Annotated in this window: 21 protein-coding genes and 1 tRNA gene; 18 read left to right on the top strand and 4 right to left on the bottom strand. The window is 52.4% G+C overall.

Translation table 11 applies throughout. The annotated features are described in order from the left end of the window. Positions 1 to 10: 10 nt before the first annotated feature. The 11 genes from CAURIM_RS09365 to CAURIM_RS09315 all read left to right on the top strand — a co-directional run bounded on the left by CAURIM_RS09365 (position 11) and on the right by CAURIM_RS09315 (position 9,630). Entirely contained in the window at positions 11 to 781 is a 771-nt protein-coding gene (locus tag CAURIM_RS09365; protein WP_201829421.1) for a hypothetical protein, read from the top strand. Then, entirely contained in the window at positions 772 to 1,680 is a 909-nt protein-coding gene (locus CAURIM_RS09360; RefSeq protein WP_167595844.1) for a hypothetical protein, read from the top strand. The genes CAURIM_RS09365 and CAURIM_RS09360 overlap by 10 nt, the downstream gene beginning before the upstream one ends. Beyond that, a complete protein-coding gene (locus CAURIM_RS09355) occupies positions 1,681 to 4,020 on the top strand; it encodes a hypothetical protein (RefSeq protein ID WP_201829423.1) in 2,340 nt (779 codons plus the stop codon). A 458-nt stretch (positions 4,021 to 4,478) separates the two neighbouring features. Then, the gene (locus CAURIM_RS09350) at positions 4,479 to 4,826 is read left to right on the top strand and encodes a hypothetical protein (protein WP_201829425.1); all 348 of its coding nucleotides are present in this window, start codon (positions 4,479 to 4,481) and stop codon (positions 4,824 to 4,826) included. A gap of 43 nt (positions 4,827 to 4,869) precedes the next feature. Further along, positions 4,870 to 5,472 (top strand): carbohydrate-binding protein, encoded by a 603-nt coding sequence (locus CAURIM_RS09345; protein ID WP_201829427.1) that lies wholly within the window; start codon positions 4,870 to 4,872, stop codon positions 5,470 to 5,472. Between the two features lie 237 nt (positions 5,473 to 5,709). Next, a complete protein-coding gene (locus tag CAURIM_RS09340) occupies positions 5,710 to 6,744 on the top strand; it encodes a collagen-like protein (RefSeq protein ID WP_236659402.1) in 1,035 nt (344 codons plus the stop codon). Then, entirely contained in the window at positions 6,737 to 7,603 is an 867-nt protein-coding gene (locus tag CAURIM_RS09335; protein WP_236659403.1) for a glycerophosphodiester phosphodiesterase, read from the top strand. The genes CAURIM_RS09340 and CAURIM_RS09335 overlap by 8 nt, the downstream gene beginning before the upstream one ends. A 53-nt stretch (positions 7,604 to 7,656) precedes the next feature. Further along, positions 7,657 to 8,475, top strand: a complete 819-nt coding sequence (locus tag CAURIM_RS09330) for a peptidoglycan recognition protein family protein (RefSeq protein ID WP_201829429.1) — start codon at positions 7,657 to 7,659, stop codon at positions 8,473 to 8,475. Continuing rightward, positions 8,476 to 8,841 carry a hypothetical protein gene (locus CAURIM_RS09325; RefSeq protein ID WP_201829431.1) on the top strand — a complete coding sequence of 122 codons (366 nt, stop codon included), beginning with the start codon at positions 8,476 to 8,478 and terminating at the stop codon, positions 8,839 to 8,841. 68 nt (positions 8,842 to 8,909) lie between these two features. Then, a complete protein-coding gene (locus CAURIM_RS09320; RefSeq protein ID WP_236659404.1) occupies positions 8,910 to 9,317 on the top strand; it encodes a hypothetical protein in 408 nt (135 codons plus the stop codon). After that, entirely contained in the window at positions 9,295 to 9,630 is a 336-nt protein-coding gene (locus CAURIM_RS09315) for a hypothetical protein (protein ID WP_201829433.1), read from the top strand. The genes CAURIM_RS09320 and CAURIM_RS09315 overlap by 23 nt, the downstream gene beginning before the upstream one ends. Before the next feature lie 204 nt (positions 9,631 to 9,834). Here the strand turns inward: CAURIM_RS09315 and CAURIM_RS09310 are convergent. Further along, positions 9,835 to 9,907: transfer RNA gene (locus tag CAURIM_RS09310), tRNA-Asn, on the bottom strand. Positions 9,908 to 10,199: 292 nt separating this feature from the next. On the opposite strand from CAURIM_RS09310, the gene CAURIM_RS09305 reads away from it, so the two are divergent. Then, positions 10,200 to 11,519 (top strand): glycosyltransferase family 4 protein, encoded by a 1,320-nt coding sequence (locus tag CAURIM_RS09305; RefSeq protein ID WP_343883989.1) that lies wholly within the window; start codon positions 10,200 to 10,202, stop codon positions 11,517 to 11,519. A 37-nt stretch (positions 11,520 to 11,556) separates the two neighbouring features. Beyond that, a complete protein-coding gene (locus CAURIM_RS09300; RefSeq protein ID WP_201829437.1) occupies positions 11,557 to 13,032 on the top strand; it encodes a glycosyltransferase in 1,476 nt (491 codons plus the stop codon). A 21-nt stretch (positions 13,033 to 13,053) separates the two neighbouring features. Here CAURIM_RS09300 and CAURIM_RS09295 read toward each other — a convergent pair whose 3' ends face one another. Together CAURIM_RS09295 and CAURIM_RS09290 are read right to left on the bottom strand one after the other, a co-directional pair. Further along, positions 13,054 to 13,818 carry an ABC transporter ATP-binding protein gene (locus CAURIM_RS09295; protein ID WP_201829531.1) on the bottom strand — a complete coding sequence of 255 codons (765 nt, stop codon included), beginning with the start codon at positions 13,816 to 13,818 and terminating at the stop codon, positions 13,054 to 13,056. A 61-nt stretch (positions 13,819 to 13,879) separates the two neighbouring features. Beyond that, a complete protein-coding gene (locus tag CAURIM_RS09290; protein ID WP_236659406.1) occupies positions 13,880 to 14,716 on the bottom strand; it encodes an ABC transporter permease in 837 nt (278 codons plus the stop codon). Between the two features lie 490 nt (positions 14,717 to 15,206). On the opposite strand from CAURIM_RS09290, the gene wecC reads away from it, so the two are divergent. The 3 genes from wecC to CAURIM_RS09275 all read left to right on the top strand — a co-directional run bounded on the left by wecC (position 15,207) and on the right by CAURIM_RS09275 (position 19,598). Then, on the top strand, positions 15,207 to 16,448 hold the full coding sequence (wecC, locus tag CAURIM_RS09285; protein WP_144656734.1) for a UDP-N-acetyl-D-mannosamine dehydrogenase: 1,242 nt from the start codon (positions 15,207 to 15,209) through the stop codon (positions 16,446 to 16,448). After that, positions 16,449 to 17,624 carry a glycosyltransferase family 4 protein gene (locus CAURIM_RS09280; RefSeq protein ID WP_201829441.1) on the top strand — a complete coding sequence of 392 codons (1,176 nt, stop codon included), beginning with the start codon at positions 16,449 to 16,451 and terminating at the stop codon, positions 17,622 to 17,624. It begins immediately after the preceding gene. Between the two features lie 420 nt (positions 17,625 to 18,044). Next, positions 18,045 to 19,598 carry a glycosyltransferase gene (locus tag CAURIM_RS09275; RefSeq protein WP_201827613.1) on the top strand — a complete coding sequence of 518 codons (1,554 nt, stop codon included), beginning with the start codon at positions 18,045 to 18,047 and terminating at the stop codon, positions 19,596 to 19,598. 105 nt (positions 19,599 to 19,703) lie between these two features. Here CAURIM_RS09275 and CAURIM_RS09270 read toward each other — a convergent pair whose 3' ends face one another. After that, on the bottom strand, positions 19,704 to 20,615 hold the full coding sequence (locus CAURIM_RS09270) for a hypothetical protein (RefSeq protein ID WP_144656723.1): 912 nt from the start codon (positions 20,613 to 20,615) through the stop codon (positions 19,704 to 19,706). Positions 20,616 to 21,398: 783 nt separating this feature from the next. On the opposite strand from CAURIM_RS09270, the gene CAURIM_RS09265 reads away from it, so the two are divergent. After that, positions 21,399 to 22,778 (top strand): glycosyltransferase family 4 protein, encoded by a 1,380-nt coding sequence (locus tag CAURIM_RS09265; protein ID WP_144656720.1) that lies wholly within the window; start codon positions 21,399 to 21,401, stop codon positions 22,776 to 22,778. A gap of 106 nt (positions 22,779 to 22,884) precedes the next feature. Continuing rightward, entirely contained in the window at positions 22,885 to 24,888 is a 2,004-nt protein-coding gene (locus CAURIM_RS09260; protein WP_201827616.1) for a hypothetical protein, read from the top strand. Positions 24,889 to 24,921 lie beyond the last annotated feature (33 nt).

Below are 24,921 nucleotides of genomic sequence, written 5' to 3'. Positions count from 1 at the left end.
GGAGTTGTAGGTGAATCGGTACAAGATTCGGTACTACGCCCCGGATGGGCACGAGTGGGTGCTCATGGGGGACGAGTGGCTGGCTGGCATTAAGTCCGGTGGCATTGATGGCCTGGTGGGTGATGGTGATGACGTTACTGTTGCCCGCGTGGGTGATGTTGGCCAGTCGCTTGATTCTTTCCAGCCGCAGCCGATGACTGGCACGCTGACAGTGCTGGTGCGTGGCGATGATGCGGATGATGTGGATGCTGTGTGGGCGGAGTTCCGTTCTGGGTTTTCGCGCACGCAGCCGGGCACGCTGGTGGTGGAGTCGCCTTCTCAGGCGTTGTCGGCTCAGGTGCGTTTGTCTGGGCCGATTTCGCCTCCGGAGGAAGATCCGACGTCTGCTGGGTTTGTGCGTGATGTACAGGTTCCGCTGGTGGCTGACCGGTGTGGGTGGTGGACGGATTGGCAGTCCGCCACGGGTACCGTCACTGTGACTAATTGGGGTGACCTTACAGTATGGCCACAAATCAGGTGGGGAGGGGCTGCTGGCACTGTTTACCTCCCCTCCGGGGCACGTTTCCCCCTGCCGAAGGCAAGCGGGGAGCGCGTGGTGTCCTTATCCATGGCGCAGGCCGGTTTCGTCACTTTTAAGGACGGCGCGCCAGATTTTGAGCTGCGCAAGAAAATGAGCGGTGCCTACCCGGAGGGCGTGCCCGCCGGACAGACACGCACTTACCGACTCCCCACCGGGGCCGCGCTTGAGTGGCAGATAGGAGTACTTGACCCATGGCGGTAGATTGGGATTCTTACCGACTGCACCGCGCCCAAGTGGTAGCCGACCAAGGGCAGTACGTTGGCCTGCTGGACGAGAATTGCGAGCCGTTGATGGATTGCCCACCTGTGGTGTCCATGATTGCGCCGCAAACCAAGAACGCCCCAACATCATTGCGGATGCAGCTAGCTGTCCGCGCTTTGGACGGAAGTGTGCACCCAATCTGTGATGAATTGGTGGCACAGGGACTGTCCACGGCGCGGGGCCAGTGGCTAGAGCTCGACGCGGAAGGCAAAGAACTCTCAACGTCGTTGGACGCTAGCCGATACGTGCTTGTGGAGCGTGAGGGAATGCGCCGCGTCTACCAGGTCACGCACGTCGCGGCGGAGGCAGGGCGTGAACTCCCCTCATTGATTGAGATTAATGGTGTTGACCTGCTGAAAAAACTGGCCCTTGTGCCGTGTTTCTCCGCCCCCACAACCGTGTCGGGCAAGTGGACGACTTTCACGCGTGACTGGGCTGGGCCGGAGAATGTGGGTGTGCGGTTCTCGAAGCCGCGTGACCTGCAAGATTTCAAGCTGGTCACGGTGGCCGATGGTGTCACTGTCGATGGTGACGCGGAGGCGGTGATTCGCCGGCTGGTGTCGGAGTCTCTACAGGCCACGTGGAAGGCGATGGGCCCGGAGGTTGTGAAAGCCCCGCCGATGGTGGTTGACCCCACCCCGACCGGGCTGGAATCCCCCTACATTTTGATTCGCCCCACGGACCAGTCCGTGCTTGATGAGGTATCGGCTCAGGCCATGGCGGCGGGCGTTGTTCTCGACGTTGGCCTGTGGCTACCGGGGGACAATGCCGTGGAGGGGTTGACGCTGGACACCCCGACGATGGTGGTACGGATTCAGCAAACTTTGGAGGTGGAGTAGGTGGCGGTGAAAGACCATGTGGTGCTGTCCTCGGATGGTGGCAGCGTGACCATGGGACGCCGATTGGCGTTCTACTCATATGGCCGGTTCGATGTTGTCATCCCAGAAGGCCGCGAGCAGCAGGTGGAGGATGACCGGATTCAGAACGGCTACATTGCCCGCAACCCTGGGCAACACATGGGCCGGTTTGATTTCGGCTTTATCCGCCAGGACGCCACTATCAACCTTGAGGCTCAAACATCGGACTTGGAGCTCGCGATTGATTCCACTGAGAAACGTTCCGAGGGGGATGTGTATGTGGAGCGAGATATTTCCCGCGCCGGGATGAATGGTTTCGAGCTGGGCCGGGATTTCGGCTTGGACGATATTGTGCGTTACCGCGTGTGGGGTAATTATCTGCGCTTGCCTGTTACGGCTGGCGATTTGGAGTCGTCGGTGGATGGTGGGCTGCGTGGTGTTCGGGTGCACGTTGGTGGCCAGGTGGCTTCTGATAGTGAGGCTCGTCTGCGTCGGAATAATGAGATTTTGGGGCAGATTGAGAATGAGAAGCGGCAGCGTACGCGTGAGGCGTCGAAGACGCGTTCTGTGGCTTCTGCTGCTCAGTCTACGGCGGATGAGGCTAAGAAGACGGCTGATGATACTGCCGCGCTGGTCGACGGCCTGGATATTGAGGGCAGTATTCAGAAGGCCCGGGAGGCGGTGGATTCGTCTAATGCCATCCTTCAATTAGTGCGGCAGTTGACGGGTGCGGCGGCGGCGCAGGGCGCACAAGCTCAGGCCTCAGCTTCTCTCGCTATCGAGTACGCCCGCCAGGCGGAGGAGGTGCTCGATAAGCTTGATCCGCTTCGGGATGATGTAGTGGCCGCGCACGCTGAGGTGGCTCGCCTGTCTGGTGAGGCGGCTAAGGCTGCTCAGGAGGCTGCGGCGGCGGTGGCCCAGGGTGAGAAGCAGGTTGTGGCGGCGCAGCGGGCTGCTAATGCGGCGGCTCAGGATGCGGCCACGTCTCAGGGGCTTGTGGATGAGGCGCAGGCGCTGCTTGCCGAGCTTGCTCCGCTTCAGGACAAGGCGCGAAAGTCCCTCAAGGACGCGCAATCCCTTCTGGATAACGCGGGTGGTACGGGCCGCTCCCTGGCGGATGTGCTGAAGGAAGTCGCCTCGAAACACCAGGCTGTGCTGTCCGCGCATGATGACATTCTGGCTACGCATAGCGAAGTACTAGAAATCCATGGCGAAGCTATCCGGTATGCGGCTATGGCGGCTGCCCAGGCGGGTGCGGCGGCGATGCAAGCATCCCAGGCGGCAGCGGAAGCTTTACGCGCCGCTGACTTGAATGCTCAGGCTATCGCCGCGCTCGCGGAAGCGGACAAGAAGCTGATTGAGGCCGATAAGAAGCTACAAGAACAGATTGATGTCCTCGAAGAATCCCAACGCCTCCTAGCCCAAGCGCTTCGCTATGTGGCGGCGGCTGCCGCGCAGGCCGCGCAGGCGGCTATGTCCGCCGCGCAAGCCTCGGAAGAAAACTCCAACGCTATCGCGCAGACGAATATCGCGGTCGACGCCGCCACTGATTCCGTGGAGGCTCTGAAAAAGACGAGCGCTGCCCGTGATGAGGTCATGGGCAATATTCAGAAGTCCGTGGATTCAGCGGTGGCGGCGGCGTCTAGCCTGGAAAAAGCTCAGGCTGCTTTTGAGGATACGCTGCTCATTCAGCAGAATGCGATTTTTTGGGGAGAGGTGCACCGCACCCGACTTTTTGACAAATCCAGCATGACCACCGTCACTGATAACGAGCTGATGACGATGACTCCGATTGAATCGCAGCGGAAACTCCGATTAGATTTCAAGGGCATTTGGGCTGGCCGCGTGCAGGTTATTGGGCGCATGGTAGACGCGTGGGGAAATAATTCGCGTGTAGATTTCTTCGCGTACGGTGCCGGTCCTGGGCACCGACGGCTGACTGTGGAGCCCGAGGTGGCGAATTACGGCGTTGATAAAGTGCACATCGTCGTGGATATGTGGTGGCCAAATCGGGCTTTGGAGTTTGTGCTCATCCCGAAAGCCGGCGGTGGATGGGAGATACCACCGTATGAGGATTCAATTCAAGGCGGCGTAAACCTCGGTCTCATGCATGAGGGCACGATGATTGTGTACTGGCCTCGGGGGAAGGGGTATCGCACCAGCCGTGCGGTGCAGGTAACCCCTGATGATGGAAAGACGTGGAAAACATATTCGGCGGGTGCATTGCTGCCCGCGTCAGCGAGCATTGGCGGTTATCAAGTGACGGGGATTCGGCCTGTCCGGGGGGATACCCGTCCTGTCAAGCTGACTGAGCAAATTTAGTTTTTGCCGATTGCCGAGATGGCTATACGGCCTTAACCCCTGTAAGGAGGGAAAATTTCTATGACTAGTCCAAACATTAATTTGGATGGTGTGCTGCCGTATTCGGCGGTTATGAGGCCTGAATCTTCAAGCGCTAGGAATCCTGTTGTCGTGACTCCGAACTCACGTGTCGGGAAGAACAACAGCCGGGTTGCTATCCCGCGTGGGGTCTCCAATGTGCAAATTTCGACTACATTTCCTGAATCGTTTCGGGTGTACTACTCATCGCCTACGGGTGATCTTGTAAAGGTGGATGAAAGAAGCGGGGGGGGGGGGGTATTCCAGGTGCAGGCCGACAGCGATGGGGGAGACCTCTTCATCGAGGCCAATCGCGCTTTCACCGATTCCGACTCGAAATACCGGTGGGGAATCATCGTCACCCCGACGCCCATTCCCTAACCGCCGGGGCGGTGGTCTAGATGACTGCCCCTTTGAATTTGCCGGCTGGTGTCCTACCGCAGGGCACCACCGTCACCGTTGACAGCAACGGTTCTGCTTCCACTCGTCCTACTATCCCGAATGGGATTATTCAGGTCACGATGGAAGCCAATACACAAGCCCGGCCCTGGTACTACGCGGATGGCGGCTACTACTCATATACCCCTATTGGCGAGATGAGCGGTAGCCCGGGACGGTGGACCTGTACCTACCGTGTCGCCGCGAAGGGTGGTGTGACCAAGGTGTATCCGCACTGGGGTAACGCTGCCGAGCCCGGTGATGTGGGTAAGCCCTGCACCATCACATGGCAGCGAATCGACATGCAATAGCCACCCTCCCTGGGGGGCTTTACTTATTTGGAAGGAATGAATCATGGAAGATTTTGATTTTGATGCGTGGGTGGAGGGCTTGCGCGCTATCCCCGAGGACCGGCTCATGGACGCTGCTGCCGCGGTATCTCGCGAGCGTCGTGAACGCCCCGCCCGCGCTGCCGAAGAAAAGGCGCGTGCTGAAATTGTCGCGGGGCTTGCCGAAACCGCCCCGGAACTCGTCTCCGCCCACGTCACCCTAGAGGAAGCCAAAGCCGACCCCGGCAAGGTGCCCACGTGGGCCAACCCCGGCTCGGATTTCCTTAAGGCCTCCCGCCAGGGCGCAGTCGTGAAACACGGCGACAAGTACTGGCTGTCAGAGACCGCGAACCTCAACACCTGGGAACCAGGGGCCGAGGGCGTACACACCACCACCTGGCGGGATGTGACCCACGAAGTCCTCCCACCTGCCCCAAAGGTCGATGAATCCGGCAAGGTCATTAAGCAGGGCGAGCGCGACAATCCGATCCCCTTCGTCGCCGGTATACAAGTGGAAAAGGGTAAATACATCACCTACAACGGCGACGTCTACAAGGTCATCTCAGGCCACATCCTCGCCAACCACTGGCCACCAAACGCATCACCCAGCCTCTTCCAAAAAGCCTAGGAGGACACGGTGGCAGTTATTGAAGGTAATTTGTCTTTGGTGTCGTCTAAGGCGTCAAAGGTCACTGAGCTGTTAGTTAGGTCTCCGCGCATTCGTGTAGCGGGGGACCGGGTTGTAACCACTGAGACGGATAAAGTTTCGGTAGCGAATGGTGAAGTGAAGTTTAGCGCGGTCCCTGGCCCGGCTGTAATGACGCTGGTTGTGGATGGACGGAGACTAGAGCCTATCCCTATTTTGGTGGGAGAGGCTCCTTCTCAGTCTTTGGGGCAGGTAGCGGCCGCTGCTGAGGTGGCGGAAGGTTTTACTAAGACGAGCTTGGAGAAGATGGTTGCGTCTCTTATGGGGAAGGGTGGCGTTGGCCCAGCAGGCCCGAAGGGTGAGCCGGGTCCTGCTGGCCCTAAAGGCGATGCGGGTGACAAAGGCGAGGACGGCGAGGCAGGCCCGCCTGGCCCGAAAGGTGAGCGGGGTCCCAAGGGTGATACGGGCGAGGCTGGACCTGTTGGGTCTACTGGCCCTCAGGGAGAGCCAGGACCGAAGGGCGAGCCAGGGATTGTGATTATTGAAGACCTCGCCGAGATTGAGAAGCTACCTATCGGTACGCTGTATGTGCTGCCCAAGCTGAAGGTCACCCCGGAAGATGGTGGTGATGCGCAGCCTGATACCCCTGCCCCGTCGGAGATTATGATTGTGGGCATGGACTCGGGCAATGTGTCCGGCTCTACGTCTATCACGCCGAGCATCCAGGGTGCGAAGCCGGGCGACAAGATCATTATTGCGATTAACACGCAGGGTAAGTCCGGTATGTCTATGACACCCCCGGCTGGGTTTACACAGCCCGTTAACGGCTACTGGATAGGTACACAGCAATCCTGGATTATTGAGGGTGACTACACGACTGATTTGACTGTGAAGTCTGCTCTTCCTGCTGATGTTGGCTGGGCTGCTATTGCGGTGCGTGGGGCGTCTACGGTGACTGCTGGTGCGGTGGCGGACCGTACTCAGGGCGGCCCACCTACTACGATTACTGCCCCTGCTGCGCCCGCTGTGGCCGGTGACCTTATCCTCGGCTTTGCTTTTGAGCGCACGACCGCGCAGGAAACAGCTGGTCAGATTAGCGTATCGCCCGGCTGGGAGAAGATCCACGTCACCGAGCAGGGCGCGAACCCGCAGACCGTTGTGGTGGCGAAGGGCGGGCCTGGTGACCTGGTGGTGACCTACCCGAATCCGCAGGCGTCGAACGGGTCTGGCGTACAGGTGGTGTGCCGTGCCTAAAATTATGATGCGCGCTGCTGGCGGGGACCGTGAGATGCAATTATGGCGGCGTACCCAGGGCGGGGATATTCTCATGGTGTTGGGTCAGGTAGGCGACGACTCGCAGGGCGATACACCTAGCCCTGACCCTGTGGTGGAGCCTGGTGTTAAGGGCTTCCTAAAGACCCGCCCGTTTTACATGGCGCACCGCTTCGGCGGCACCGAATACCCAGAGATGACCAAGGTAGGCCTACAAGCGTCGATTGATGCCGGGTTCCGCTGCTACGAGTTCTCCACCTACCGCACCAAGGACGGCGTGTACATCGGCTCGCATGACTGGACTACGAAGCGCACTACCGGCGTGAAGCACGAAATCTGGAACACAGACTGGGCCACTATCAAAACCCTAAAGCAGGGCACCGGGCCGTTTATGCGGCTAGAAGAGGTAGTAGAGATGATGCCGGAGGGGACGGTGCTGGCCCTGGACCACAAGACAACCTCGGCGGGTATTAGCACTAATCCAGGCGACTTGGCCTCGGAGGAAGCGCTCTTTAAGAAACTAGAGGAGCTTTTCGACGACCCTACCGAGCGTGTCATTTGGAAACTTTTCTCTGGCTCTGATAGTGCCGAGCGCGCCAAAGCTAGGGGTTACACCGTCATGTGCATGGTGTACGAGAACGAGCTAGACGCAGCGGACCTGTCACGCTGGGACATCCTCGGCCTGGAATGGAACGCCACACAGGCAGGCTGGGACCGGCTGAAAGCGGCAGGTAAGCCGACGATTGCGCACATCATCACCTCCGCGTCGCAGGCCCGGGTGGCCCTTGATAAAGGGGCGGATGGGTTGATGTCATCAGTGCCGAGCACCGTACACCCATAAAGAAACCGACCGCGCCCCACGGGGCGCTAAATTTTTGCCCAAAGGAGGGATCCATGGATTGGATGAACGTCGAGCCGGATAAATACAACCTGCTCAGAAAGCACTACACACCAGGCAGGGGCGGGGCGAAAATCGAGTTCGTTACTCTGCACCACATGGCCATGATTGGCGACATTGACGACTGCGTAAGGGTCTGGCAAGACCGGGCCGCTAGTGCCCACTACGCCATCTCCCCAACCGGGATGATTGGCCAAGCCGTCAACGATTCCGACACCGCATGGTCGAACGCGAACTTGTACTCAAACCAGCGCTCCATCAGTATCGAGCACTCTAATAGTGGTGGACCTGACCAGGATTGGCCTATCAGTGAAGCCACCCGCGAGGCAGGCGCGCACCTAGTAGCCGCTCTGTGTCGCTACTACAAACTAGGCAGGCCCGTGTCCGGTAAGAACGTCAGGTTCCACAGTGTCGAGTCTGGTGGTTCCACCGCGTGCCCGTATCACCTACGCCCCGGCCATAAGTACCACGATGCGTATATTCGTCGCGCTCAGCACTGGTACGACCAAATGACCGGCAAGACTACACCAAAGCAACCGGCCAAGAACACTGGAGGGAGTAGCGTCACCATGAACGCTGTAGAACAAGTAAACGCGCACACCCGCGCATTCATTAGTGGGTTTTTCACCCCACAGTTTGATGCGATTCAGGAAATCTGGCGGCAATTGCGTGGCCCGTCGGGTAAGGGTTGGCCTCAATTAGGGCAGGATAGCCAAGGCCGCAACCTCACCCCGGTTGATGCACTTGCAGCAATCCGCTGCCAGCTCGCGCAGATTCAGGCAGACCTAGACGAATTGAAGCGGAGGAAGAAGTAAATGGGAAAGCATTACAAGAACCCAATCTTCACGACGGTGGGGGAGCAGGTTGCGGAGGCCGTTGCCGCTGAGCTGGTGGCGCAGCCGTGGTGGCTACGCTACAAAGGCACCATCATGCTCGTGCTGCAAGCACTGGCGTGGGTGGCGGGTGTTGCCCCCGTGTACTTGGCGGACGCCCCGGAATGGACGGCACTTCTCGTAGGTGGTATCGGTTTCTTCGTCACCACACTCGTCAACCGCCTCACCGTCGATGGTGTCACCCCGTCCATGGCGCCGCGATTGGCCGAGCAGGCCCAGGCCGCAGAAGCCGAAACGGCGCCCCCAACCTTGCCCGTCTACACCGGGCCAACCACCGCAGGGGAGTGACGATGATGCCGATTGATAAACTCCCACCCCAATACCAGCCAGCGGCTAGGCGTATGCGCGCATGGTGCATGGGGGACGCCCCCGCGCTTGTCATCCTCGGCATCTCCATCATGGCACGCGGTATCTCCTACCTCCCGCCCTTGATGTCACCGCGTGCGCAAGCCGCGCACCCCGCCGAGGGATTTCTTTCCATGCCCACGTGGGCGGTGATTTGGATAGTCATTGGTGCCGCGTGCATCCTGTCGGCATGGTGGGATAAAGCCACACCCATAGCGGTAGGGGCTGGGGTAGGGCTGAATATTCTATGGGGCTTAAGTTTCCTGACGAATAGCATCATCAATGACAGTCCACGCGCCTGGGTGTCCTCCATCGGCTACCTCTCCCTAGCCCTACTAGTCATTTGGGCGGTGTGGCGCGGGCACCGCGAACCCACGCTACAGGGGGAGGAGATTCGTGATGCACTTCAGCGAGATTGATGGAGGGCAGCTGGCCACCATCATCGTCGCCATCATTTCAGCTCTCGGAGCCTACGCCGGTGTGAGAGCCAAAGCCTCCGCTGACCGTAAAGCGGCGGAGCCCGCCACCTGGCAATCCCTGACCACTGAGATGAAAGCCTATTTCAAAGAGCGATTGGAGACGCAGCAACAGCAATTAGAGTCACAGGGGGCACGCATCGCCACCCTAGAAGACCGGCTGACTGCCCACTCAGATTATGTGGAATGGCTAGAGAGCCTGGGCCTGCCGAGGCCACCGTTCATGCCGTTCGACGAATGGCGAGCACGCCGATAACCTTTTGAACTCCTTTGAATTTTGACCCTCACCCATGTCGGGTGGGGGTCCTTTTCTGCGTTTTAGGGGGCTAAAACGCCAATGCAATTCCACGACACGCGCCACTGTAAACCGCTGTAAACCACTGTAAAAGGCTGTAATGCCAAAAACGCAGAAACCCCCAACCACCAGCAAAAACACCGGTAGAAGGGGGTGTATTAAAAGCTCCTCCAACTGGGCTCGAACCAGTGACCCTTCGATTAACAGTCGAATGCTCTGCCAACTGAGCTATGGAGGAATAAGCGTATGCAGCTGAGCAAGTCGCTTTGCTCTGTGCAACGAGAATTACTATATAGGTTGAGTGTTAAGACTTCCAAATCGGCAGGTCATTTAGTGGAAAGGTCGTTCATTGCCTATTGGGAGAAAAGGAGATATTTGTAAGCCGATTTAGGCTTGAATGTATACTCCTGAGAGAGCACTATGGCATGACAATTGGGCCTGTACCTCGATGAATTAGAGTGATTGACTTGCGGGCTGTAGATCATCGGTGAAGGGGTTTGAAAGACCCTGTACTGGCATTTCGAACACGCGTGAAAAGGAATCGCAGCTTGAAAATTCTCGTCTTATCTCAGTATTGGTTTCCTGAACAAGGCGTTCCCCAACGGCGGTGGCAATGGTTGGCTAGCACTCTGATCGGGCAAGGGGCGGAAATCATGGTGGTTGCGCCCCCACCGCATTATAGGCGTGAGAAAACGTGGAAAAACTGGGGGCGAAGGATATTGAACGGGCGAACTCTTGACGTAGAGGTTGGTCCATCTGGGGAGAAGATTTTAAGATGCCCATACATCCCTGCCACGCATTCCCTAACCCAGAGAGTGCTAAATCAGTTTGTCGTTGCATGTGGCATGGTTATTCGAGTCTTTCCGAGAGCTTCATCCCCGAGGGGTTTCGCTCCTGACTTGGTAATCGGGACGGTGCCCGCTTTGCCGACGGCTGCCGTCACGCTGTTTGTCTCGAAGTTATTAAGGGTCCCTTACATCATCGATTTGCGTGATGCTTGGCCTGATCTTCTACATGTTTCTAGTGAATGGAACCAGGCACTTGGCAAAAAGTCCTTACGGCAGAAGCTTTTGGAGAGGGGGCCGAAACAAGCACTTCTCAGGGTTGTCGAGCGAGTTTTATGGCTAGTGTATAGCCGAGCCGATGCAATGATTTTTACTTCAAGGCACCTGCAGGATTCAATAATGCGGATACTAGATCTTCGGGCTCACAGTCGGCCAGAGGCGTTGCTAATTCGAAATGTCTTCCCGACCCCTCAACTGAAATCTGCAAAAAAGGCAGACGATGAGGGGGTGGCATTTGCTCCTGAACTGCGGATTCTCTATGCAGGTACGGTAGGCCGTGCCCAGAATTTGGGAAACCTCCTAGAAGCAATCGACATCGCTGTTGAGGGAGGGGTAGATGTGAAAGTCAAAATTTTAGGTAAGGGTGACGCCCTCTCTCGTCTTAAAGATACGTGGAACGATAAGAGTGGCTCCGTCGAGTTCGAGCAGCCTGTCAGCCCAGAGAAAATGTCAGAGTATTACGCTTGGGCTGATTGCGCCGTGGTTCATTTAGCGGATTGGGAAGCGTTGCAACGAGCTGTGCCCTCGAAAACCTATGAGCTAATGGAAAGGGGCGTTTTTATCATCGGTGTTGTTAACGGTGAAACAGCTTCACTTATTCAGGGATTAGGTGCGGGACAGGTGGTTCCGCCTAATCAGCCTGTACTCCTAGCAGAAAAAATTAAAGAACTTGCGGGGGATCGCCACTTATTAGAACTTCAAGGCGAAGCTCAGGCGTGGGTTGTAAAAGAACGGAAAATAGTTGAAACGGAAATCATACCGAGAATTTTGGAGAAAAATGATTAGAGCGAGCATATTCGAAAGGGGGTGTTCACTTTCGTGCATGGTCACTTTTAGCATTCAGCAATTAATGATCGATCCGCTGTATTTCTTGGAGCGAGTATTAAGAAGGTTTAGCTATTCGGGGCAGGGATTGTATTCAGCACTCACTGAGTTGGGATTGGAAATCGATCAGACTGAGGCATTACGAAAAAGTGGCTGTTATCGCGATTATTTATCTACAATCGAATCGTCGAGGGTGCGACGAATAGCGCGGCATTTCACGGCGAAAGACGTTAAAGAGGAATTAGAGGAGTTGACTATTGGTTTTACTCCGAGCATTCGCGGATCCATTTCTCAAAATTCAAATATGCGCATTCTGCATTATCTCACAAACAGCAAACCATACACGAAGTCGGGCTATACTGAGCGAACAGAATCAGTTTTGAAAGCTCAATCCTGGGCCGGATTGCAGCCCATGGCTGTGACTCGCTTGGGGTATCCTGCGGTAATTGGGAAGAATCAAGTTGCGACGGGTGAACAGCAAGAAGAGATTAGTGTGCGTCACTTGATTCCAGCAGTTTTCCCCTGGTCGAGAAAACGGTATAGGGAGTTAGCTGTTAGGAAACTCGTTCAGATGATCGAGAGTGAAGCGATTGACGTTTTGCATACTACTTCTAGCTTTAAGAATGCCCTTATTGTTAGCGAAGCCGCTAAGATTTCAGGGATACCCTGGGTGTATGAAGTGCGGGGCCAGCTGGAATCAACTTGGCTAAGTAAACTGCCTGAACCGCTTCAGAGCATGGCGCGACATTCTGATAAATATAGGTGCTCACAGGCACAGGAAATCAGAGCAATGAATGCCGCTGGTGGGGTAGTTTTGCTCAGTGAGACTCAAAGAGCCGCGTTAAAAGCGCGCGGTCTCCGTAACGAAAATATATCAGTTATTCCGAATGCATTAGACGAGAAGATACACCTTTTTGAGACTGGCTCTTCGTGGGTGCGCAAATCGTTGGGACTGGAAGGAAAAAGGGTCGTAGGAATAGTTACTTCCGTAGTCGCTTATGAAGGCATAGAGACATTGATCGAGGCAGGGGCTGCGGCTAACAACCGACCAGTTTTGTTGATAGTGGGTGATGGCGATGATTTGCCAAGGTTAAAGCAATTGGCCCGTCAGTTTGGAATAGAGGACCGAGTGATCTTTCCTGGCAGAGTGGGGCAGGAGGAGATTCTTGACTGGTATGCGGCTATGGATATTTTCGTCGTTCCTAGGATTGACTCTGAAGTGACGAGGCTAGTTACCCCGCTTAAATCGCTGAAGGCCCAGGCACTGGGAATTCCTGTGATCGCCTCGGACCTTCCGGCGTTAAGGGAGGTCACAGGCGGGCATGCACAATATTTCGAAGCTGGCAACGCACAAGAACTCACGCGTTTGTTGGAAAACATGCCTGCCGTTAGTCGGGAAGCTCGTCGCTTCGCCGCAGGTCGTAGTTGGAAAGCGAACGGACAGAAGTATAAGGATTTATATTCCAAGCTTTAATCGATCTTGGGGCTGATTAGCTCACTGAATCATATCAAGAGTTTCGGCAGCCTCACTGTCTAAAATGATTTGTGGTTTGGCGTAGGACTTCCGAATGGATTGTAGGTACGACTCTGCGCGCTCGGTTTGGCTGCGGGACATCATTTTACTCCATCGGACATAGGCCTTTGTCGTGTCCTCCGCACCTGCGTCCATCAAGATTTCTCCGTTATGCAGCCATAATGCACGGTTGCAATACTCCTGTATTGTGCCTGCACCATGTGAAACAATGAAAACTGTACCGGCTGAATTCAAGTACTGATTCATCCTGTCCCGTGCACGAGACGTAAAAGTACTATCTCCAGTAGACAACGCCTCGTCTACGAGAAGAATCTCACGGCGAACCGAAGTGGAGATGGAGAATACCAAGCGTGCGCGCATGCCTGAGGAATAGGTCCGAAGGGGCCGATTCACAGCTTCACCTATATCAGCCCACTCAGCGACTCCGGGCCAAAGATTTTTCGCTTGGTCTGGTGTAAGTCCCATCGCTAGTAACCCGAGGATAATATTGTCTTTTCCAGACAGATTGTTTTGTAGAGCGGAGGAAACGCCCAACAAAGTTGGGTTTGAGGAAACTAGGACTTCACCCGCAGTCGGGGCCTCGCTGCCTGCAATTATTCGGAATAACGTGGACTTTCCAGACCCGTTTCGGCCGACTACCCCTATAGATTCTCCAGCGCTTGCGACAAATGAGACTTTGCGTAGGGCCTTGACGGTTATGTTGCTTTTCCGGGGTAATAACGACATCTCTGAGCCCGCCGATGTCAGACGATAAAATTTCGACACATTTCTTACAGCAACTGTGGTTCTATTTGACACTTGCATATTTCTCTTCTGAGCTCCAAAAGTAGATGAATCCGGCGACTGCAATGGTGAAACTCCAAGCGCTCAAATATGCCCATGTTTCGGTGCTGGGAGCCGAGCCGTCTAGTACGCAACCTCTAACAGCGTTCAAGAATTGGTAGAAAGGATTTGCAAGCATGATTTCTCGCAGCACAGGTACATCAGCGAACCGCGACACATCGTAAAAAACTCCCGAAAAGTAAAAAAGTCCTCTCTGGATAATGGTAACGATCCCCTTAAAATCCGGTACAAACGCGGTTGTCTTACTAATGATGAAGACCATTCCGAGGTTGAATATTTGAATCAGGATAAAGAGAGGAATCACGAGAAGAACGGTGACGTGAAGCGGAGAGTCCAGCTGAAAAAGGACCGCGCCGATAACTGCTGCACAAGCCGGAGCAATGTCGTTGATAGTCTGTTTGCAGGCTGCAGAAAAAACAAGTACGGCTCTTGGGAAAGTGAAAGCGCCGATGAGGTTACGCGAAGACTGAATCAACCGATTCCCTTGCGTTAAGCCTCGTCCGAGCATGCCGAAAAATACGACACCGATTGTGAGAAAGCCTATGAAATTGTCCATGCCCCTTGACGTCTTAAGTATTAACCCAAATAAGACGCCGTAAACGACGATTTGTAGGATAGGGTTCAGAATAATCCAAAGCCGACCCAGGTACATTCCTTGGCCATCTTGCAGAGATTGGCTCCTAGCATGCGCCATAATGAAGTGGCGTCGTAGCCAAATTTCTTTAGCGTATTCGCTGATAGAAGGGCGCGTTTGAAGGCTAATTAGATCGTTGTCGTTCACTAGCACTGTCGGTTCCTTCGTAAGAGCTAAAGAATCTTCGTTAGTACTCAATTCGAGGGCCTCCAATATCTTCGAAGTGTGAGTAAGTATGAAACTAGGCATCGTGCTTAAGCAAACGGGTGTTTCGGAGTTGTCCGAAGGCAGATTTTAGCCGGACCTGTAAAAAAATCGCTAACGCGGCTTAAGAGTAAGTTTGGTATGGCTGGGTGATCCTGTCCCTTCAAGTGAGTCACTAGGTGATGCGCAATCTAAACATCATGAACAAGACAGAATCAGCGAGCCCCGCTTTCCTGTTTCAGTAATGGTTAGACTTGTACGATATTGTGTAGATTGGCCAGTATACGTTTCGCGCAGTTGTTTTTCTTTTCTTAGAAGGTATTGTGCGAAGCGCAGAAAGCACACGCGTCCGAGGTTAACCTTTCGTGATAGAGCTTCCGGTTGGCGTACTTAGGTCTGCTATGGAAAAGATATGCAGAAAGGCTAGAAGAGAATGCCATACAGGGTTTGTGTTTTAGGATTAGGGTATATAGGTCTTCCGACGGCTGCTTTTTTCGCCAATGCTGGCGCTGAGGTCGTAGGGGTGGATATAAAGAAAGAGACGGTTGACGCCGTCAATGCTGGCAAAGTTCCATTCGTAGAGCCTGGCTTTGAAGATCTCCTGAAAGAAGTTGTTTCTGCAGGCCAGTTGAAGGCATGTGTGTCACCGCATGAGTCGGAATACTACATTATCGCAGTTCCGACTCCCTTTTATGAAGACCATTCGATCGACACGAGTTATATTTATGGCGCCGCAGACTCTATCTCTTCTTTGTTGAAACGTGGAGATCTCGTCGTACTAGAGTCGACCAGCTCTCCTGGGACAACAGAGCGGCTTGAAAAATATGTTCAAGCGTTACGTCCAGATTTGTTCGATGACGAAGGACAGTACGAGGTTGGGTTCGTTCACGCTCCTGAGCGGGTGATTCCCGGTGAAATCATGGTGGAGATGGCCGGTAATGATCGAATTATTGGAGGGACGACCACCTGGGCCGCTCGTAGAGCTTCTGATTTGTATCGTCTATTCAGCAAGGGTGAAGTAGTCGCGACCGATGCAACAACCGCCGAATTGGCGAAGCTAGCCGAAAATTCATTCCGTGACGTAAATATTGCTTTTGCGAATGAGCTTTCCATGATTTGTGACGATCTTGGCGTGAACATTTGGGAGCTGATCCGCTTGGCTAACCACCATCCTCGAGTAAATATTCTTTCGCCAGGACCCGGTGTGGGAGGGCATTGCATAGCAGTTGATCCTTGGTTTATTGTGTCTTCCGTTGGGGAAAAGGCGAAACTGATTGAGACTGCAAGGAACGTTAACGACAGTAAACCGCAGTTTGTAGCCGACAAGGTGTTGAATGCGCTTTCTGAGGCTGGCAGCTCTCGAATCGCGGTTCTCGGGCTTACTTTCAAGGCTAATGTTGACGATTTTCGAGAATCGCCGGCAGTCAAAGTCGTCGAAGTGCTCTCGGAATCGGAAGCAGTAGACCATATCGATGTGGTTGAACCAAATGTTGTCCAGTTACCGTCTTCGTTGCGGAAGAAAGAATCGATCGAGCTTGTATCGCTTTCTGAAGCGTTGGAAGCCAACGAGATAATTGTATTGTTAGTAGAACACGATGAGTTCTACAGCATACCGAGGAAGTATATTGAAACGCGGAGCGTGCTTGACTTCAAAGGCGTCTGGGAGAAGGCGTAAATGAGTAGTGCTAAAGGCCGCAGTTTAAATCTTTTGGTGATTTGTAATGCTTACCCGAGCAAGTCCGATTTGTACCGAAATGGATTTATCCACCGAAGGGTCAAAGAATATCAAGAAAACGGTGCGATCGTCGAAGTCTATTATAATCATCAGCCAGTTTCTGAACCCTACAAGTACGATTATGATGGAGTAGCCGTCACCGTTGGCAATGATGCAGCACTGTATGAGAAGGTACGGGACGAGACTTTCGACGCATTTTTGGTACATTTTGCAGAGCCAAGCCGAATAGAGCCTTTAGTGCGGGCAGGGGTTCGCGGCCCAGTGCTTGTTTGGATTCATGGATTTGAAGCCGAAGCCTGGCATCGGCGATGGTTTAATTTCATTCAGTCTCCGCAAACGATGCGTGAAGCTCTGGAGAAGAAGGTCCAATACTACGAGCTGCAAAATGCTTACTTGGGCTCATTGGTTAGAGACCGTCCACTGGATATGACATTCATAAATGTATCTGAGTGGTTTAAATCCATGGTCGTTGAGCCTGATTTGGGCGTTGAGTTCAAGAACGATTATGTTATCCCCAACTTGGTCGATGAAAAGGTTTTTTCCTATCGGAAAAAATCAGATGCAGATCGTTTGAATATTTTGTCGATTCGTCCATTCGCATCTTATAAATATGCCAACGATCAAACAGTTGAAGCGATCAAAATTTTAAGTACTCGGCCATATTTTGATGATCTGAACTTCACCATCGTGGGTGATGGGCGGCTTTTTTCCGAGCTTACTCTTCCACTGAAGAAGTTTAAGAATGTTAAACTTCGAAAACGTTTTTTAAACCAAGAAGAGATCTCGAAGCTTCACGCCGAGAATGGAATTTTTATGGCACCAACGAGGTTTGATTCGCAAGGAGTATCCATGTGCGAAGCTATGTCCTCTGGGCTTGTTCCGATTAGCTCCAAAATAGCTGCAATTCCTGAATTTGTGCGCGACGGAGAAACTGGACTGTTGGTAGAGCCAGAGTCGCCGAGAGATTTGGCTGATGCGGTTGAGGAGCTCTATTTTGATTCAGAGTTGTTCTCGCGGCTCTCGGCCGCAGCTGCTTCATCTATCGGCAACTTATGTGGTCGGAGCGCTACAACAGACCGCGAACTCGAATTGATTGCGGAGAAGGTCGAGAACTGATGTCACAGGAGCAATGGCGGCAACGATATCACGAGTTAGAGCGGACAGTTGAGCATATTTTCATAGCCCTCAGCACGTCCGCTGAATTTTCCAATGCCCCGGTAACAACTAAAAAGCGTGCACGTCTTCGAGTGGTTGATGATCGAGAGGGACTCTATCTTGTCTGTAGTGCAAGCAGCAGCGTCGAGAATTATTACTTCGGTGTCATTGAGGAAGGCAACTTAACCAGAGAACAGATGTCACCTGTAAACGCTCTCGCGATGACAGGCTGCGAATCCCGAATCATATGCCGCGTATACTTTACAAATTCAGAAGCGAATGAACCCTTTACTATTGAATGGAGCGCTGGGGGACATGGATAGACCACTTGTTCAGTCGAGACCCTTCAGGATCCTTGTGGGGGGCTATATAAATCTAAATGTGATTGACGGATCCGCTTTTTTCTTAGCGGGAGTGTGCGCGATGTGCGCACAGGTGCCAAATATTGAAATTGTACTTGTAAGCGCTAACCCAATTACCAAGCGAGAAGTTGTCACAGAGCTAGATGCTTACCCTAATGTGAGGATTGTCGATCCTTTCGTGGCTGATAATGAAGAGTATCGCCCGTTAGATTCTAAAGCTTCCAGCATGAGTAGGCAGGAATACGCTTCTTGCATCGCAGCTATCTTCGAAGCTCATGATTTCGATGCAGCGATTATTAGGGACACTGAAGTCGGACTAATGGTGTCAGAACAATCAACTAGTTTTCGTTCTAAAGGCTGCGTCTATGTTACTGGGGTAACCAGTATCATGGATAGCGTATCCGCGGGCGTAAGAGACGCTCTTAACAGATTTTACGAATTGGGAGTCAAACTTCTATTTCAGACTCAGGATATGCTGGACCGCTTGAATGCGCTGGAGATACATTTCGACCCTAGTCGAGTGGCAATCTTGCCTCCGCATGTCCCAGAAGGCGACATTGTTGTGCTTGATAGGGAAAAGCATAGTTCTTCGTCCCCATGTAGCTTCGTTTATGCCGGTAAATTCTTCCCAGCATGGAACGTGGATATGATCCTTGCTGGTTTCAAGGCGGTTAGCGCGAGGTCAGATGTGCCTATGACATTAGACGTTGCTGGGAATCAGTTCCGCGTTGATCCAAAGGATCCTTATTTCGCAGCTAACGTAAAATACCTTCTAGAGAACACACCACGAATCAACTGGCATGGCGGAATGACTCGGAAAAAGACCCGTCAGCTGATTTCACAAGCAGACGTTGGCATCAGTTGGCGACGGCCAAGCCTCGACACAAGTACGGAACTGTCAACTAAGGTGCTTGAATACGGAGTTATGGGGCTGCCAACCATCCTTAACCGAACGCCGGCGCATGAAGCGCTTTTGGGTGCTGATTATCCGTTATTTGCGAATTCAATGACGGAGTTTAAGGATGCTTTGGTTCGGGCATCTTCGAATCCCGATGCATATGCCGAAGCGAAGCGATCGATTTACCAAGCTTCCAGTAGATTCACCTATTCCGCGGTGCTGCCTAGTTTGCTTGAGTTTTTAGGGAACAGACCGAGTGAAGGGGGAGAAGGAGTTTATATTCCGAACGCGAATAGGCACGTTTCTGCCTTACAGTTCGACCGCTATAGGAAAATCGAGGCTGTTGGCGCTTGGATGACCTTCTATCCTTCTAACAATGGGACTGTATCTCAAGCAGAAGCGACAGAGTTTTTCCTGGAGCAACGCTTGGAGTATGAGCTCTGGAATCGGTTTATCGGAAAAGATGATCATGGTGGTGCCGTAGACGATGACAGTGAAGAATCTGTGAGTCTACTTCTGGATCAGCTTAAGGGAGAGAACGAACGCCTAAAGTCGAGGCTAGGACGATTAGAACGAAAACTGAAGCCGGCGAAGAAATTGTTTACTGCTCTGGAAAGCCTGCCATTTGTCAGGCCACTAGCAGCTCAAGTCAGGCGCTATTGGCGAGCCCTCTAACGTCAACAACGGTCTTGTAGTTTCATTTTGGGTAGTGACACCCTAGCTTTACGTGGTTCCTAGTGTGTCACCCGCCCATCATAGAAAATGAATGTAGGAAAGCGTTTATTTGTTGGATGCGTTAAATACGCGCTCGCAATACTCGGCGAAATCCTGAAATCCTGATTCTCGATATGAGCCGGCACTGCAATCCGTCGCGAGTCTCCTGATGAGTGGGGTGAGAAACTCTTTGCTGGCGGGAGAATGCCCCGGCGCTCCATCAAAAAGCTGAACATATCCATGCGGGTACGACGATAATTCTCTGATGAAGGGGTTCGTTTGACGGTTCAGGTAACGTGCATCATTCCGGTTTTGCAATATAAGTAGATCTGGTCCAGTTTCTTGCCTGAAATTGTCGGCTAGATTGGGCTGGAAAAACTCCCTTTTAACTCGGCGGATGGGGGTAACAGTGCGGGCATCATGACAAACCTCAAGGTAGGGGCGGAGCTTCGACGGGGGACCAGCATTTAGGTTAAGCCGAGGATTCATTGCAATTGCGGCGCTGCCCTCATATGAGGAAGCAAAATTTACTGCAGCGTACCCACCACCAGAACCGCCAAAAAAGAGGACTTTTTCCGCTCCTGTTTCTTCGGCTACATGTTGAATGATGGGCCGAAAACGCCTAGTAAGCACTCCCAGTTCCCTGTCTCCTAGGAACCAGGCACAAGTGATTGCTCCAAGCTCTAATGAAGGATCTGAAAACGCAAGGAGATTGACACCTGAGGCCTTGGCAATGCCTTCGCCCTGAATATAGGGGACTGTTTTTTGGCGAGGGGAAAGTGCTCCGTGAAATGTCACCAGCAAAAGCTTTGCGCCGCGATCTCTGATAACGAAGTCCAAGAGACGTCCGTTGAGGGAAATTGTGTTTAAACCACTATTTAATGGAGTATCTAGGAAGTCTTCCATCCGCTCGTAAAAGTGGGTGTACTTCCATCGAGATAGTGTGCGTGTTCTCCTGAAATCGCCGTTGTCAGCCATAGCTAAAGTATAGTGACTTCCGGGTAGGGCACCGAACCCGACAGGCGTACGTCTTATGCAAAGCGATTTTATACTGTATATCGGAAGCTGCAAACAACGTGTTAATTGGATTGATCTGTATTGAGAGAGAAGCTGGGTCGGTGGGACCCGTTCATTGGGAGAACTTTTATGCGTGCTAGGTGGAATGTGGTGAAGCTGTCTGCTTTCTAGAGGGTGCGATCGGAATGCACTAGCAATGGGGCATTGTATATTCAATACGTCTCTTGTAGCCACTCAATTTGTGCAGATCGTTTGCCTGTAGGAGAGCAGGAACATTCTGCGCTATCAACGCACGGACCTAGCTTCTAGGCGGCGAGCTTTGGAGTCGGAGCTAAAAGGCCATTAACCACATTGAGTATCGAAAGAACTGGGGCGCTACAGGCAGGACGTTGAACTATAGCTCTAGGATTTGCCCGCGATGGGAGCCAAAGGAATGCTATGCAACGGCCTTTCTCGATAAGTCGGCCTTATGATCCCGAAAATGTTAATGGCGTCATTGTCGGCTTTTGACCACTCTGTTTTGTAACCATCGACCGTACCAGCTGACTAGAACCTGGTGACTTTGATGTGTAGGAAGGCCTAAATCGGAAAGTTCTAGCGACGCTTAGTTTCACGCCTCGCCTTCGGTTCCTCCGTCCCTCTTTCGAAATAAAAAGCGAGGCTTAGCCTCTTCATCGCAAAGGATATGGTTCGTAGTAAAATCAGCGGCAGCAGTTCCCCGAGAAATCATTAAAGGAGTACCTCTTGAAGCGGGATGCTTTACCCCCCAATTTAAGTGACGAGTCATTACATGAACTGGTTGCTCAAACATACGATACTTCAACGCTTCTGGAGCGGCTATATCTTGAATGTGAGTATCTCTATCGGACACGCCCAAAGTTCGATGTCGGAAAAGGCGTAGCTAAGCCACTTAGCTCCGAAGCGATATCTGACGAACGATTTGCGTTTGCACGTCAATACATTCGGGAGACGGGGCAAAATCAAGAAGAACGCCACCTCGTGCTTGCGAATGAGTATCCGAGTGAACAAAATCAATATGCTAATGGGTTTGTTCACCGGCGTGTTGCTTTGTACAAAGCGCGCGGACTTGAAGTCGATGTGATGGCTTTCGGTAAGCGTGTGGCCCCAGACGTTTATACATATAAAGGGGTAAACGTTCTAGCCGGGTACTACGATGAGCTGCTTGGTCTGCTCGCTTTGCGTAAGTACGCCTCGATAAACGTACACTTCATGAACTCTGAGATGTGGGAGGCTCTTAAACGGAATCTGGACGATGGGGTCCGGTTGAACCTTTTTGTGCACGGCTATGAAGTCCGCAATTGGAGCCGGATACCTTATGAAATCGCAGCACCACGAAACCTGGATGCCCAGATTGAGCGAAGTTTAAGAATTAGAGATTTTTGGGGTGAGTTGGTTAATGATGACTCTCGGGTCGACAATTTCGTCTTCGTTTCAAAGTGGTGGAAAGATGCGGTCGAAGACGATCTGAGACTGCGATTCCCCGAAGAACGAACGTCGGTGATTCATAACGTCATCGATACCGAGCTGTTTGAGTACGTACCAAAAGACCCAGAGCAACGATTTAACTTTCTTTGGGTTCGAAATGCACGAGCGTGGAACTATGGTGCCGACTTGGCCGCCGCAATCTTGGCAAGGTTTAGGGAAAGCAAATGGTGGCCTAAGATGAAAGTCACGATAGTTGGTGATGGAAAATACTTTCAGTATTTCGATCAATTCACGAATGAATCAAACGTGGAGATCATTCGGCGATACGTAAGTCAACAGGAAATCGCCGAACTGCACAGGCAACATGGGGTGTTCTTAGTACCATCAAGGTTTGATACACAGGGGGTATCACGTGATGAAGCGATGAGCAGTGGGCTTGTTCCAGTTACAAATCCGGTGGCGGCTGTTCCAGAGTTTGTAGATTCCGAAAACGCGGTTTTAGGGCAAGAGACAGAAATAGATGCGTGGGCTTGGGAACTCGAACAACTCCTTATGGATGCGGATCGGTTCAAAGAAATGTCTGCCAACGCCGCCGATTGTGTAAGAAAAAATCGTGGCGCTGAAAATACTGTCGCTAGGGAGATTGAGCTTATGATGGGAAGTGGAATGGATGAGTAGCTTACTTTTTGTTGGCAGCATCACCCCAGCTGTAGGGCTTGTCCGATCTGAGCTGGAAAAGTCTGGGGATCCCTGTTTTGTTTATAACGTGAAGGAACATCGCTTCATGGGGGATAGCGACCTTACTATTCCTGTATGGGGTCGAGATGCCGGAACTTACGCTTCTCAGCGTTGGTTCTCCAATTTAGTCCGGCGTCTAGGCATAGCAGAAACAGTCTCGGTCGGAATGGATGCACTGCTATTTGCTGCGAAAATTAATAGCGGTTTGAATTTGGTTAGTGTCTTGGTTCCTGGAGATCTAGACATCAGCTCTCGGCGGCCGGCACTTATCAGGCGTTTCGTCGAGTCTACGCGACAGACTTCAGCGCTCGTTTTATTCGACGAGTGGGAAATGTCCAAAGCGGCTTCGTTGGGATCTGAAGCACCGCACTTCTTATGGGCCATAAACACGTCCGTGAGCAACAGGCCAGACGAGGGGTCGCCAATCGATAAGAGGCGTGTTGCAGTAGTTTATGAGCATTCGCTATACGCGGAAGCTCCGTCATTAACTGAACTAGGTTTGGAGGACCTAGATCATTCCCTTACCGGGGTCGAATTAGATATCGTCTCAAGTAACAGCGCCTATTGGTACGCTGATGCTGATATTGACCGCAAATTCCGCTCTACTTATGCATTAAGATTCGGAAAATATACCGAATTGGTTTTCCCTAATTGTGGCCCCGATACCATCGCTTTGGCGCAAGTTGCGAGCGAAATGGGTACCAAGGTATATGCGGTCGAGTCTATCGCGACCGTGCTGTTAAGCCGTCGATGCTCGCTTGTAGAAGTCGTCGGACAGAGTCGTGTAAAGGATCGACTAGTAGAGAACTCGAACGGCTTTCAAAATCCAGCAGTAGACAGTGAAGTCTGGACTGGTCGAAGCTTCAACGAGATACTGTCGCTTGTAGGATTATCGGACTGGCCATGGTACTTTGAAGACTTTGGCGACTCAGGAGAAATGAACATATTCTTGAGCGTAGCCGCGATAGAAAATATTTCCTCTGGAGCTAGGCCCCAGCGTATTCGAAACATGTATTTAGCCGCTAGTCGGGAGAAACCGACTATACACCTTAGCTTCAATCACAACTTGGTTCGCAGGCGAGTCAAATTGATCAAGTATCTCGTCGGTGAGGATATTTCCTTCCCCGTTTTCTACGGAGAGAACAGCACGACCCCGGTTCGGAGCCGAGACGCGGTGCTGCAGATAAGTCGACTTTTGGACTACTTGTCAATCAATTGTGGCACTCAAAGTGCATACTTTGTTCGTGATGTTCATTGGCTCGATGAGCAATTGGAGGTGTCTGAAGCAAAAAACGTACAAGAGATTCGTGCAGCTGGAAAGTTCGAACTCGAGACTTTGCAGAAATCCTTTGGGGCAATGGTCGCGCCATCTTATGAGTCGGCCCAGCACTATGCAGCGCTTGCAAAGGACTATTTTGACTTGAGATTTTCTGATGCAGAGCTACCTCCGGCAATCAATCCGATAAATGCATTCCCCGCTGGGCAGGGGGCTGTTGACGTTGAAAGAACCACCTTTGTATACACGGGTGGGGTCAGTGCGTTGTATAGCATGGAAGCTTACCTGGATGCGTTAGCTGAGGTTTTTCGACTCAGGCCCGAGGAGGTTTTCGCTGATTTCATAGTTAGACCCGCAGAACAAGACCTTCTAGAGAGCTGGCTAGCAAAGGTTGGATTGTCTTCGGACCCGCGGGTGCGAGTACTCAATGGCGATTTCTCGAATTATGTATCTAGGACTAAGGCTAATATAGGAATCCTGTTGCTTGAATCCGCGTATGGCAGAAAAGCCTTTGCATTTAAAGCTGTAAGTTATCTTGAGCGTGCTCTGCCATACGTTGTTTACATGGATTCGCCTAATCACAGGTACTTCGCGGAAGACGGAGTGACGATACCAGTGCTTGAAACTGACGGTATTGTAGATGCGCTGCTAGAATCCCTAGATGTTGACTGCTCAATAATGGAATTTGAGTCTCTGTGGAGTCGAGAGTCGTGGCAAGAACGTTGGAATCAAGTCCGCGACATCGCACGACGAAAAGTCAGAGAGATAGCCTGAGTATTTCAATTGTTAGAATTCAAAGAGATGTAT

The organism is Corynebacterium aurimucosum, assembly GCF_030408555.1.
GTDB classification, from domain to species: domain Bacteria; phylum Actinomycetota; class Actinomycetes; order Mycobacteriales; family Mycobacteriaceae; genus Corynebacterium; species Corynebacterium aurimucosum.
This window is presented reverse-complemented; position numbering and strand designations above follow the sequence as displayed.